Annotated in this window: 12 protein-coding genes, 1 tRNA gene, 2 pseudogenes and 1 riboswitch; of the genes and pseudogenes, 10 read left to right on the forward strand and 5 right to left on the reverse strand. The window is 45.1% G+C overall.

What is annotated here, in order from left to right:
* The first annotated feature begins 13 nt into the window (after positions 1–13).
* From ACZ424_RS04670 to ACZ424_RS04710, 9 genes and pseudogenes are all read left to right on the forward strand, one after another.
* Positions 14–90 (forward strand) — tRNA-Arg (locus tag ACZ424_RS04670).
* Positions 91–188: 98 nt separating this feature from the next.
* The gene (gene rplS, locus ACZ424_RS04675) at positions 189–539 is read left to right on the forward strand and encodes a 50S ribosomal protein L19 (RefSeq protein ID WP_464905211.1); all 351 of its coding nucleotides are present in this window, start codon (positions 189–191) and stop codon (positions 537–539) included.
* Complete coding sequence (locus ACZ424_RS04680; RefSeq protein WP_464903843.1) at positions 521–1,225, forward strand: ribonuclease HII; 705 nt, start codon at positions 521–523, stop codon at positions 1,223–1,225. Before rplS ends, ACZ424_RS04680 begins: the two co-directional genes overlap by 19 nt.
* A complete protein-coding gene (locus tag ACZ424_RS04685) occupies positions 1,167–1,460 on the forward strand; it encodes a YraN family protein (RefSeq protein WP_464903844.1) in 294 nt (97 codons plus the stop codon). Before ACZ424_RS04680 ends, ACZ424_RS04685 begins: the two co-directional genes overlap by 59 nt.
* A 106-nt stretch (positions 1,461–1,566) precedes the next feature.
* A pseudogene (locus ACZ424_RS04690) lies at positions 1,567–1,611 on the forward strand (hypothetical protein); the annotation flags it as partial.
* Between the two features lie 489 nt (positions 1,612–2,100).
* Positions 2,101–4,182 (forward strand): translation initiation factor IF-2, encoded by a 2,082-nt coding sequence (gene infB / locus ACZ424_RS04695; protein ID WP_464905212.1) that lies wholly within the window; start codon positions 2,101–2,103, stop codon positions 4,180–4,182.
* Positions 4,182–4,469 carry a hypothetical protein gene (locus ACZ424_RS04700; protein WP_464903845.1) on the forward strand — a complete coding sequence of 96 codons (288 nt, stop codon included), beginning with the start codon at positions 4,182–4,184 and terminating at the stop codon, positions 4,467–4,469. The genes infB and ACZ424_RS04700 overlap by 1 nt, the downstream gene beginning before the upstream one ends.
* 7 nt (positions 4,470–4,476) lie before the next feature.
* Entirely contained in the window at positions 4,477–5,406 is a 930-nt protein-coding gene (locus ACZ424_RS04705; RefSeq protein WP_464903846.1) for a 1-phosphofructokinase family hexose kinase, read from the forward strand.
* Between the two features lie 21 nt (positions 5,407–5,427).
* Positions 5,428–6,450, forward strand: a complete 1,023-nt coding sequence (locus ACZ424_RS04710) for a GGDEF domain-containing protein (protein WP_464903847.1) — start codon at positions 5,428–5,430, stop codon at positions 6,448–6,450.
* Here ACZ424_RS04710 and ACZ424_RS04715 read toward each other — a convergent pair.
* The 5 genes from ACZ424_RS04715 to ACZ424_RS04735 form a co-directional block, all read right to left on the reverse strand.
* Entirely contained in the window at positions 6,447–7,481 is a 1,035-nt protein-coding gene (locus ACZ424_RS04715; protein ID WP_464905213.1) for a ribonucleotide-diphosphate reductase subunit beta, read from the reverse strand. The two genes, ACZ424_RS04710 and ACZ424_RS04715, sit on opposite strands and share 4 nt — an antisense overlap.
* A gap of 16 nt (positions 7,482–7,497) precedes the next feature.
* Positions 7,498–7,908 (reverse strand): hypothetical protein, encoded by a 411-nt coding sequence (locus tag ACZ424_RS04720; RefSeq protein WP_464903848.1) that lies wholly within the window; start codon positions 7,906–7,908, stop codon positions 7,498–7,500.
* 131 nt (positions 7,909–8,039) lie between these two features.
* Positions 8,040–10,334, reverse strand: coding sequence for a ribonucleoside-diphosphate reductase subunit alpha (locus ACZ424_RS04725; RefSeq protein WP_464903849.1), 2,295 nt, complete (start codon positions 10,332–10,334; stop codon positions 8,040–8,042).
* A 243-nt stretch (positions 10,335–10,577) separates the two neighbouring features.
* Entirely contained in the window at positions 10,578–11,363 is a 786-nt protein-coding gene (locus tag ACZ424_RS04730; RefSeq protein WP_464903850.1) for a class I SAM-dependent methyltransferase, read from the reverse strand.
* Positions 11,363–11,638, reverse strand: a complete 276-nt coding sequence (locus tag ACZ424_RS04735; protein WP_464903851.1) for a GNAT family N-acetyltransferase — start codon at positions 11,636–11,638, stop codon at positions 11,363–11,365. Before ACZ424_RS04735 ends, ACZ424_RS04730 begins: the two co-directional genes overlap by 1 nt.
* 53 nt (positions 11,639–11,691) lie before the next feature.
* Positions 11,692–11,877, forward strand: a riboswitch (cobalamin riboswitch).
* Between ACZ424_RS04735 and ACZ424_RS04740 the strand changes: the two are divergent.
* Positions 11,840–11,953 (forward strand): annotated as a pseudogene (locus ACZ424_RS04740) (hypothetical protein); the annotation flags it as partial. Its footprint overlaps the riboswitch before it by 38 nt.
* Between the last annotated feature and the right edge of the window lie 12 nt (positions 11,954–11,965).

Below are 11,965 nucleotides of genomic sequence, written 5' to 3' on the forward strand. Positions count from 1 at the left end.
TACCTACTGCCGTGCGCCCGTAGCTCAGTAGGATAGAGCGCGAGATTCCTAATCTCGAGGTCGCAGGTTCGAATCCTGCCGGGCGCACCATTTTTTTATTCCTTGACTTTTTAAAAAGTTTCTATAAAATCACGGCGCAAAATTTCGCACTCTACCGGAGGTTTACTATGGCTGGGCTTGACGAGCTTATGAAGGCAGTTCAGGAAAAATACACCCAGAAAAATATTCCCGACTTTAGGGTTGGAGACACAGTAAGGGTTAACGTAAGGATAAAAGAGGGAGACAAGGAAAGGATTCAGGCCTTTGAAGGTGTCGTAATCAGGAAGAGGGGCTCCGGAACAGACGCAACCTTTACCGTAAGGAAGGTCTCCTACGGAGTTGGAATTGAGAGGACTTTCCCACTCTACGCTCCAGTAGTTGAAAGCATTCAAGTCCTCAAGAGAGGTATTGTAAGAAGGGCAAGGCTCTACTACCTCAGGGAGAGGAAAGGTAAAGCTGCCCGTATTAAAGAGAAGAAGGAGTGGATGACCAAGAAGTAATCATTCAGATAGAAAGGGAGCTCTGGAAAAAGGGCTACACCTTTGTTGCCGGGATTGACGAGGCGGGAAGAGGACCCTTAGCGGGGCCGGTTGTGGCTGCAGTAGTTGTCTTCCCGCAGAACGTCAATCCTTTTTTATTTAAGGACTCAAAAAGACTGAAAGAGGGAGAGAGGAGAGAATTTTTCTACAGAATTTTTGAGGAAGCAAAGGCCGTCGGAGTAGGTTTTGCAGACTCTTTAGAAATAGACTCACTCAACATCTACAGGGCAACCATTTTAGCTGCAAAGAGGGCGGTTGAGGAGCTCCCCCTTAAACCGGACTTTTTCATAACCGACTACCTGAAAATCCCCGAGTTTGCAGACAGAATTCTCCCGATTCCGAAAGGAGACGAGAAGAGTTTCTCCTGTGCCTGTGCAAGCGTGGTAGCAAAGGTTACGAGGGACTTTATAATGGAGGAGTTCTCAAAAGTCTTCCCAGGCTACGGTTTTGAGAAACATAAAGGGTATCCAACAAAACTACACGTAAATAAAATAAAGGAACTTGGAATAACACCAATCCACAGGAGGAGCTTTGGGAAGGTCTCAGGAGAGAGGGAGAGTAGGAGAGGAGGTAGCTTCCCGGTATCTTGTGAGGAGAGGCTACTCTATTATAAAGAGAAACTACAGGAGCTCCTTCGGAGAGGTTGACTTAATCGCTTTTGACCCTTCAAAAGAAACTGTTGTTTTTGTAGAAGTAAAGCACAGAAAGAGAAACTCTCTAACCCACCCTCTTGAGACCATAACACCAAGCAAGGCAGAAAAAGTAAAGAAAACAGCCCTTAAATTCCTCTCTGAAAACAAAATCGTCTACAGTTCTATCAGATTTGACGTTATCTCAGTTATTGATGAGAAAGTAGAAGAACACATAGAAAACGCCTTTTAAACTTCTGTTGCTATAATTTGCAGGCCGTCTATATTAAGGCTTAACCGTTTCAGGAGGTTTTGTTTTGGCTAAAGTAAGGGTTCACCAGCTTGCAAAAGAGCTTGGAATGTCTTCAAAAGAGCTCATTGAGAAGTTAAAGAGCGAGCTTGACATAAACGTTAAGAGTGCACAGTCAAGCTTAGACGAGAGACAGGTAAGGATAGTTAGAGAGTTTCTTCAGCCTGTTGTAGTTGAGGAAGAGAAGAAAGTAAAAGCTCCTCCTATTAAAGAAGAGAAGGTTGAGGAGCTTCCGGCTGAGGCTGTTAAGACTCAGCCAGAAGAGGTTAAAGAAAAGGTTGAAGTAGAGAGAGAGGAAGCTCCCGTAGAGAAACCTAAAAAAGAGGAGAAAAGAGAGGCTGTAGAAGTTAAACGGGAAGTTCCTCCTGAGGAGAAGAAAAACGAAGAGAAAAGAAGAGCTGAAGAGGAAAAGCCTAAGAAGGCTTCTGAGGTAAGGATCCTCTCACCTGAAGAGCTTGCAAGGAGGAGACGCCGTAGAAGGCCCCGTAGGGAAGAAGGGGAGCGTCGCCGCCCGAGGGAGAGGAGAGAGCGCCAGCAGAGGGAAAGAAAACGCCCCGAAAGGCCTCAAAAGACGCAAAAACCCATTGACGAAAAAGTAACGAGGGAACAGCTTGAAAAGCTTGTAGCCTCAACGAAAGAGTCAAGAGAGAAAGAGAAGGAGAAGCCGAGAACTCAGGAGGAACTCTTAGCCCAGAAGAAGAGGGAACAGAAAGAGCTTGAAGACCAGAAGAAGTTTGAAGAGCTTATGAGAAAGATTGAGGAGAAGAATAGGGCTAAGAAGAAGAGGAGGAAGAAGAAGAAAAAAGAGGAAGAGGTCGTTGAGGAAGTTTCCTTTGAGGAGCTCTCAGAGGAGGAGCAGCTTCAACGTTTAATTGAGGAAGAGGAGAAGGCCAAAACGGTAGTAATACCAGAGGTCATCTCCGTTAGAGAGTTTGCCGAAAGGTTAGGAGTAGAGCCCAATCAGCTCCTCCAGGACCTCATAGCTCTCGGAAAGTTTGTAGCCATAAACCAGCCGATAGATTTTGAGACTGCAGCAAAAGTTGCAGAGAAATATGGAAAAGTTGTAAAGCTTGAGGGAGCCGAAGAGGAGGAAGCTGCCCTTGAGGCAGAGCTTGAAGAAACCCCAGACAGGGAAGAAGACATTAAACCAAGGCCTCCGGTTATTACCGTTATGGGACACGTTGACCACGGTAAAACTACCCTACTTGACTACATAAGAAACACGAAAGTTGCTGAGAGGGAGGCCGGAGGAATTACCCAGCACATTGGAGCTTCCGTTGTAGAGGCTGAAACCAGCGAGGGTAAGAAGAAGCTTGTCTTCCTTGATACTCCAGGCCACGAAGCCTTTACAGCAATGAGGGCAAGAGGAGCTCAAGTTACAGATATAGCCGTTTTAGTCGTTGCGGCAGACGACGGCGTTATGCCCCAAACGGTTGAAGCAATAAACCACGCAAAGGCTGCCGGCGTTCCAATAATCGTTGCAATAAACAAGATAGACAAGCCGGGGGCAAACCCGGAAAGGGTTAAGCAAGAGCTAACACAGCACGGCCTGATACCAGAGGATTGGGGTGGAGATACGGTAATGGTTCCGGTCTCTGCAAAGACCGGAGAGGGAGTTGACGAGCTCCTTGAGATGATAGCCCTCCAGGCAGATATAATGGAGCTAAAGGCAAACCCAAACAAGCCTGCAAGGGGAGTTGTCTTAGAGGCGAAGTTGGATAAGAAGAGGGGACCGGTTGCAACCTTACTTGTTCAGAACGGAACATTAAAAGTCGGAGACGCAGTAGTTGCCGGGCTTTATGCCGGTAAGATAAGGGCTATGTTTGACGACAAGGGTAGGCCTGTTAAGGAGGCCGGCCCTGCAATGCCCGTTGAGGTTTTAGGACTTGAAGACGTTCCACTTGCAGGAGACAAGTTCTACGTCGTTGATTCTTTAGAAAAGGCAAGGGAGATCGCTGCAAAGAGGCAGGAGCTTGCAAGACAGTCTGCCTTAGAGAGGGAGAAGAGGGTAAGTCTTGAGGAACTCTTCAGTCAGATGCAAGCTGGAGAGGTTAAGGAGCTCAACATCGTCCTCAAGGCAGACGCCCAAGGTTCCATTGAAGCGATCAGGAAGTCTTTAGAGGAACTCTCCACCGACGAGGTTAAAGTCAACGTAATCCACGCAGGCGTTGGACCGATAACTGAGAACGACGTAATGCTTGCAGCCGCCTCTAACGCCATCGTTATCGGCTTCAACGTCAGACCTGACTCAGCTGCAAGGAAGGCAGCAGAAAGGGAGAAAGTTGACGTAAGGACATACAGGGTCATCTACGACATCGTTGACGAAGTTAAAAAGGCTATGCAGGGTCTCCTTGAGCCAGAGGAGAAGGAAGTTTACCTCGGTTCTGCAGAGGTTAGGGCAACGTTTAAGGTTCCAAAGGTTGGAACGGTTGCCGGTTGCTACGTCAGAGATGGAGTCATAAGGAGAAACGCTAACGTAAGGCTCGTTAGAGATGGAGTTGTAATCTACGACGGAAAAATTGCTTCTCTTAAGAGATTTAAAGAAGACGTAAGGGAAGTCCAAGCAGGTTACGAGTGTGGAGTCGGCCTTGAGAACTTCAACGACATAAAAGTTGGAGACATCATTGAATGTTATACTATTGAAAAAGTGAATAGAGAGCTCTAATGGAGAAGGCAAAAAAGGATTTAAGGGAAACCTACGAGAAGTACATAAATGAGGGCCTCAGCAAGGAAGAGGCCCTCTCTAAAACAATATCGGAAGTAAGGGAGAGGCACTCCAAAGAGAAGTTTTCTGAAGCTTTAAAGGAGTTCCTCAAAGAAATTTTAGATTCCTACTCCCCTGAGAACTGGGCTGAAGAAGATCCAGTTATGGGAGTAATTGAGGCAGCTTACGCTGAATGGGAAATCCTGCGGCCTAAGTTAAAGGCTCTTTTTGAAAAGGGGGAAAGGTGAGGGGATAATGTTACTTTCCTTATGCCCAAATCCCTGTTTAGACGTTTACTACTATACTGGAGCTCTCAAAGAGGACGACACAAACAGAGTTGATAATCCTCTCCTATCACCAGGAGGAAAAGGGGTAAATGCTGCAAGGGTAGTAGCCCGCCTCTGCAACGACTCTTACCTTGCCCTTCCCTTAGGAGGATGCATAGGAAAGTGCGTAAAGGCTCTGTTAGAGAAAGAAGGCGTTTTCTCAATAATTGTTGAAGTTGAAGGAGAAACGAGGGTTAACACGATACTTGAACAAAAAGCAAAGGGGAAACACATCCTCATATCTGCAAAAGGAGCTCCCCTTTCAAATGAGGAAACTGAAAAACTTAAGGCAGCTGTTTGTAACTGTTATGAGCCTGAAGTTCTAATTTTAGGGGGAAGTGTTCCACCGGGGCTAAGGGACACATTCTACGGGGAGATAGTTGAGAACTTTAAAGGCAAGAGGACGAAGGTTATCGTTGACGCAGACGGGGAGCTCCTGAAAAAGGCGGTTGAAAAAGGACCATTTGCAATAAAGCCAAACAGGTATGAACTTGAAAGACTTGTAGGCCATCCACTCTACTCAATTGATGAGATAGCAAAAGCTGCAGAAACAGTTAGAGGTTGGGGGATTGAGGTCGTTATAGTCTCGTTAGGGGAGTTTGGAGCTCTCTGCGTCTGCAGTGAGGGAGTGTTCAGAACTGTTCCTCCAAAGGTTGAAGTTAAGAATACTGTAGGAGCAGGGGATTCCCTCGTAGGAGGATTTGCTTACGCAATCTACTCAGGGAAAGGAATTCCTGAGGCCGTGCAGTTTGGAGTAGCCTGCGGAACTGCAACTGTAACAGAGGAAGGGACCAAGCTCTGTACTCCGGAAAAGGTAAAAGGACTCCTCAGTAGAGTAAAAATTACACCTCTTAAGTAGAAGCAAGTTAAAGGAACTAAAATGAACCTATTGAAAAACGAGACTGAACACCCCTATAGCTGGGAATTTCGCAGAAAAATTTTCTTCTATTTCTTAATTATAACTCTCATTTCCATAGCCATATTTTCAATTTCAAACATTGTTTTAAAGAACTATCACCTGTTATTCGTTGATCTAATCGTCGGAACAGCAAATGCTTTAATTTTGTTTTACTTTGTAAAGTCTAAGAATTTCAATAGAGCTTCCACACTTTACTTACTAACCTTCTTCTTAACTGCTGGCTACCTCTTTTTAACTGGAGGAGATAAGGAAGCAGGAATATTTTGGAGCTTCGTTTTCCCTTTACTTGCAGCTTTCCTAAGGCCGTATAAGGAAGCAATAATTTGGAATTTACTGTATACTTCTTTTGTAATTATGTCCGGTATTTTCTACTTTATTAAGTACATTAGGCTCCCATATCCTCTTCCTATTCTTCGATCGGCAATACTTGTCTACTTTATAATTTCAGTCCTTTCAATTCTTTTCACAAAAATGACGACTAACCTTGTAAGAGATTACCACGAGCTTGCAATAAAGGACCCTCTAACAGGTCTCTACAACAGGAATTTTGCAATATCCTACCTTCTCCACGAGGTTGAAAAGGTTAAAAGAGACGAAAATAAAAACCTCTGCCTTGTATACCTTGACCTCGACAGGTTTAAGTTAGTTAACGATAGGTTTGGCCATAAAAAGGGAGATGAGGTTTTAAGGGAAGTTACAAAAATACTTCTCAAGTACTTTAGAAAGAGCGATATCGTTGCAAGAATAGGGGGAGACGAGTTTATAGCCATCCTCTCTAACTGTGATGCTGAAGCAGTGAAAAAGAGGCTCTTGGAGTTGAGAAAACACATTGAAGATGCTTTCTCAAAGTTCAAAATCTCTGTGAGTTTTGGAATCGCATTAGTTCCGGAGGACAGTTACGACTCAACAGAGCTCCTCAAAATAGCCGACAGAAGGATGTATATAAACAAAATGGAGAGGAGAATTTCCCTCCCCGAAAGTTAAATCTCGTCCCAACCCTCAACTGCACTTGCTTGGTTGTAGCTTGTAACAGTCGCCTCAAAGAAGTTGGCCTTTACGTTACCCTCCCCCCCTGTATCTGCAATCCTCTCAAGGTGTTCGTAAGGGTTAGGCCTGTCGGGGAATATCGGTTCAAGCCCTAAAGACTTTAACCTCTTGTTAGCAATGTAGTAGGTATAGTCCTCAATAGACTGCTCGTTCATTCCAAGGATCTTGTTCCCTATAACTTTCTTACTGAACCTCTGCTCCTGGTCAACGGCAATTTTGAACATTTCATAAATCTTGTCCTTCGTCAGGTACTTCTTGAAGCCTTCGTCCGTTAAGTCCTTCATAAAGTGCTCAAAGAGGATAACGTGCGTAAGCTCGTCCCTGTTTATGTATCGGATAACATCTGCCGTTCCCTGCATCAAGTTACGGGAAGCAAGGTTGTAGAAGAACATAAAGCCGTTGTAAAAATAAAGCCCCTCAAGAAGGTAGTTTCCGATTAAAACCTCTCCGTAGTTCTCCATAGTTGGCTCTTCAAGGAACTTCTGGTAGATGTCTGCAATGTACTTGTTCCTTTCAAAGAGAATTGGGTCCTTCCTCCACCAGTAGTAGACCTCCTCTCTCTTTTCAGGAGGGACTACCGACTCAATGGTGTAACCGTAACTCTGTGAGTGGATAGCCTCCTGGTAGGCGTGGATTGATAGGTCTATTGTTATCTCCGGAGCTTTAACGTAGGCCGCAATGTTTGGGATGTTTGTCGTTTGAATTGAGTCTAAAAAGACTAAGAAAGAGAGGATTTCGTCGTAAGCCTGCCTCTCGTCGTCTGTTAGCTCCTTGTAGTCCTGAACGTCCTGGGTCAGGTCAACGGTCTCAGGTATCCAGAAGTTTGCCATCATTACACGATAGAGCTTAGGGGCCCACTCGTACTTAATGACGTTAAGGTTGAAGATGTTTGTCGTATCACCGTAGAGGATCCCCCTCTTCGCTGGGTCGTCGTTCCCTTCAGGGTTAAATATCGGACGAGGTTTCATAAGCTCCTTCTTTATATTAGACATTTTCTTTCCTCCTAAATTTCCCAACGATGAATCCATCTTTTTTTCCAGATTCTTCAAAGAAAATACCATCTTGTCCCAATTTCCCTGACAGTATTAATCTCCTAAGACATTCGTTGGCCTGCCTAACATCCATTTCCAAGTTCCATTTTGGTAACCAACTTTCAATAATAAGACCTGTAGTAGCGTATTCTTCCCTTTTAAGCCCTGGTATCACTTTCTCTTCAAATTTTGCACATTGATACGTAAAAACTTCTTCCTTTTTTCCATCATCTATATAAGATAACCTGCTAACGAAGTCTAAGTCCTCTTCTCTTAGAGGTTTCGTTTTCTTAGAGAACCACCAGTTATCTAAAACAGCACTGTAGATGTTATCAAAGTCCACGTATATAGCAGTTCTCTTCACTGGATTTCCCCAAAATTAATTAAGGAGCAGCATACGTTCCCTAAGTTAATGACGGGAGGGGGGAGCCTCCCAATGTTGTAATACATAGTAATAAATAATTTAAATCTACACTTCCCATGGTCAATATTAGATTAGTTTGCACAAGCTATACACTCATCTTTTTTCAGAGCTCCCTCACTGTCTTTCTGAATCGTTCTAACGTAGTAGATGGTCTTTATCCCTCTCTCCCACGCGTACATAACCGTTTCGTAGATATCCTTTGCACGTATTCCAAGGTTAAGGTTGAAAAGGAGTTCCATAGATATCCCGCTATCAACCCACTTCTGAATCGTTGAGATAACATCAATAACTTCTTTTTGATCCATAAACTTACTCTCTCTGTAGAACCAGAACCTCTCTTTTATGTAGGGTGGACAGATAGGGACAGCCTGCTTCTGGTTCTTATCTATGTAGAACTTTGAAAACGGCGGAAGGACTCCCGGGGTTGCTCCTTGGAGAAGTCCTGAACTTGTGTTTGGAGCTATGGCAAAGAGCTGACCGTTCCTGATTCCGTACTTTTTGAGCTTGGCAAGGAGCTCCAACCACTTCTCTTTTAAAGTAGTTTTCTCTGAGAGGAACTTTGCATCTTTTCCAATAATCACTCCTTTGCTCCAGTCTGAGCAATCGTAGGCAGGGAAAGTTCCCCTCTCTTTAGCTAAGTTTATACTCTCGTCTATCCCGTAGTAGGCAATCTTCTCGTAGAGCTCGTCTATTAGTTTTAAAGACTGCCTTCCGTAGGGTATCTCCCTCTTTGCAAGGTAGTCTGCAAGTCCCAAGGTTCCGATTCCAATAGTTCTGTACCTGTCGTTGTGGAGCTTGCTCTCAAGGATTGGAGGAGATGTAAGCTCAATCGTGTTGTCAAGTATCCTTACGGCCGCTCTAACTGCCTCCTCAAGTTCTTTATCGTCCTCTATGTTTGCAAGGTTTACAGACAGTAGGTTGCAAGTGTGGACAAGGCCCGGTTCCTCTACCTCATTAACTATCCTTCCATTTTTCAGGTAGGTTTTAAAACCTTTAGAGGGCTTAAAGTTTGAAAAACTCTCCATACAGAGGTTCCCGTTTCCTATGTAACCGTCGTGCTTTAAGGGGTTGAGCCTGTTGGCAGTATCCTTAAAGAAGATGTAGGGAAGACCAGTTGCAACCTGTGTTTTGAGGATCTCCTTGAGGAGCTCCTTAGCCCTTACCCTCTTCTTCAGCCTCAGTTTGTCGCTCTCTGCCTCAACGTGCATGTAGGCCTTCTCAAACTCCTCTCCCCAAAGCTCGTAGAGTCTATATCCGAACTTCCTTTCAACCTCGTAGGGATCAACCAAGAGCCACTCCTGGTCAAACTTTACCCTCTCCATAAAGAGGTCTGGAATCACAACCTGAGGGAAGATGTCAAAGGCCTTTCTCCTAAGGTCTCCGTTTTCAGTTTTAAGCTCCAAAAAGTCGTAAATGTCAAGGTGCCAAACGTCTAAGGCTACAGTAACGGCTCCTGCCCTCTTTCCCTCCTGGTTTACGGCAACGGCAACATCGTTGAGAATCTTCGTCCAGGGAACTATTCCACCGCTTGCCCCAAAAACCTTCTTTATCCAGGAACCTTGAGCCCTAATCCTTGACAGGTTCACTCCGACTCCACCAGCCCTCTTTGATATCTGAGCAACCTGGTTTGCCGTGTACATTATGGAGTCAAGGTTGTCGTCCATGGCGGTTATGAAGCATGACGAGAGGTTTCCGTTTGGACGGCGGAGGTTGATGAGTATAGGCGTTGCAAGTGAGAGCTTCTTTCCGGCTATCAGGTCGTAGAACCTTTTGGCTATCTCTAACCTTTTCTTTTTAGGTTCGTTTATGGCAAGCATAAGGGAGATTGTCATGAACATCTCTTGGGGGAGCTCTATTGGATAGTCCTCGTAGATGCAGAGGTACCTCCTCGCAAGAAGATTCGCCCCTGCATAGTCGTAGAGGAAGTCGTAGTTAAGCTTCAAGTAGTTCCCTGCCTCAATAAGCTCATCCTCAGAGTATTTCTCAAGGAGCTCTTTAGTATAGAGACCCTTCTCCACTAAATCCTTTACAACCTTTAAGTACTCCTCACCCCCTCCAACGTAGGCAAGCTTGCTGGTTCCCCTCCTGATAGAGACCTCCTTATAGAGGTTGAATATGAAGAGCCTTCCTGCAAGGATTCTCCAGTCTGGCTCCTCTGGGGTTGTAAGCTGGAGGGCAGTGTTTATAACTGCCTCGTGTATCTGACGGGTCGTTATCCCGTCAAAGAAGTGGAGCTTGAGCTTTGACTCAAGTTTTAGCGTGTTAACGTTAAGCCCCTCAGCCGCCCAGTTGATCACCTTTCTAATCTTCTCAATGTTGAGAGGCTCCTTGTCCCCCTTCCTCTTAACGACCTTTATTCTGTTCATCGGCCCTCCTGTCCTGATTTGGCAATTAATCATTAAACCACCAAAGGGGGAACCAACTCAAGGAGAGATTCAAAAGTGTTGGCTTAACTTCTCTTTTAGAGTTTTTTCAAATTCAAAAAGAGGTATTCCAGAACCGAAACACCACTTTAAAAACTTTGAACTGGAAAGGTTAAAGGGGTTATAACAGATGGGAAAAAGTTCCTTAGACAAACAGAAGGCAAAATTTCAAGGGAGCAGCGGTGACTACTCTACTTCTTTGTAGAGATACTCAACGTTCGTAGAGCTCCCCTGGAGTTCGTAGTCTTCTAAGAACGGAAAAAGCTCCTTAACCCCTTTGTTAACTTTTATTACGACCCTCCTTTTGGCTACCCTCTCTGCCTCCCTCAGTGTTTCAGGAGAAACAAAGTCCTTAACCGCAACCTCTCTAAACGGAGACATTACGCTGCAGTGCCACTTAGGTTTAATGAACATTGGGGAAAAGTAAACGATGTCGTAGGACTTATCAGGTTGAGACTTTAAGAACTCGTAGTTGTCCCCAAGAACCGGCTTAACTAACTTAAAGGCAAACTCCGCAACTTTCAGCTTTCCCTTTGGCTTATATCTCTCAAGCCCCCTTTTAACTATTTCGTAGATAACAGGGTCTTTCTCTACGCCAACCACCTCCCTCTTTGTAACGAAGGCAGAGAGGAGAGCATCCTGGGCAAGTCCTAAGTTACAGTCCAAAACGGTATCCCCCTCCTTTAAATCCATGGCCTCAACCATAGCCTCCTTCCCGCCGGAAAGGTAATTGAGGAGGCGTATCTTAAAGAGACCAGGGTGGAAAAAGAGCTTCTGACCCTTAAGAGTATGGAGGGTAAGGGTTAAATCCCTGTTTACGACCAAAACGTTTTTCTTAAACCTCCTTTTTATGGCGTTTATCGTGTCGTGACGGCGCTTTACGAGGGGAGCTCTTAGCTTCTTAGAGAGTTCCTCCGCCTCCTTAACCATCTCTGGGGTGGGTTTTCTATCGGTAGTTATTACAACTTCCACTATTCACTCCCTGCTATTAAATCTGGCCTTTTCCTCTGAAGGTACTTCTGAGTATAGGAACACAAGGGGTATATCTTATATCCATTTTCATCTGCAAACTCAACGAGCTTTGCAGAGAGCCTACCTGCTATTCCTTTTCCCCTCTGGCTTTCGGGAACAAATGTGGTACTAACAACTATAACTCCCTTCTCTTCGTCTATTCCAAAAGTGATAAAGGCCTCCTCACCGTTGGGGAGTTCCACGTAAATCCTATCCTTTGCAACTTTAATCTCCAACAGAAACCTCCTTAAATAGAGTTTAAAAGTAGCCTTTTGTATTTCCTTAGTATAAACTGTTGCCCGTCACGGGTGAACGGGAAGTCCGGTGAAAGTCCGGCGCTGTCCTCGCAACCGTGAGCAGGGAAAAACCAAGGCCTTTGCCACTGGAGCATAGAGGTTAACAGCCACTGCTCTGGGAAGGCACTGGCCTAACTAACCCTGCAAGCCGGGAGACCAGCCCGTGATGGGTGGGGAAACCCCTTCGCGTCCTGCGGGGGTTCGGGGCGCTTCTGGGTTAATCCGGACTGCGGTCTCAAAACGAGGCGTTGGGAAGAGGTTATTCCT

This window comes from Thermovibrio ruber, from assembly GCF_055380895.1.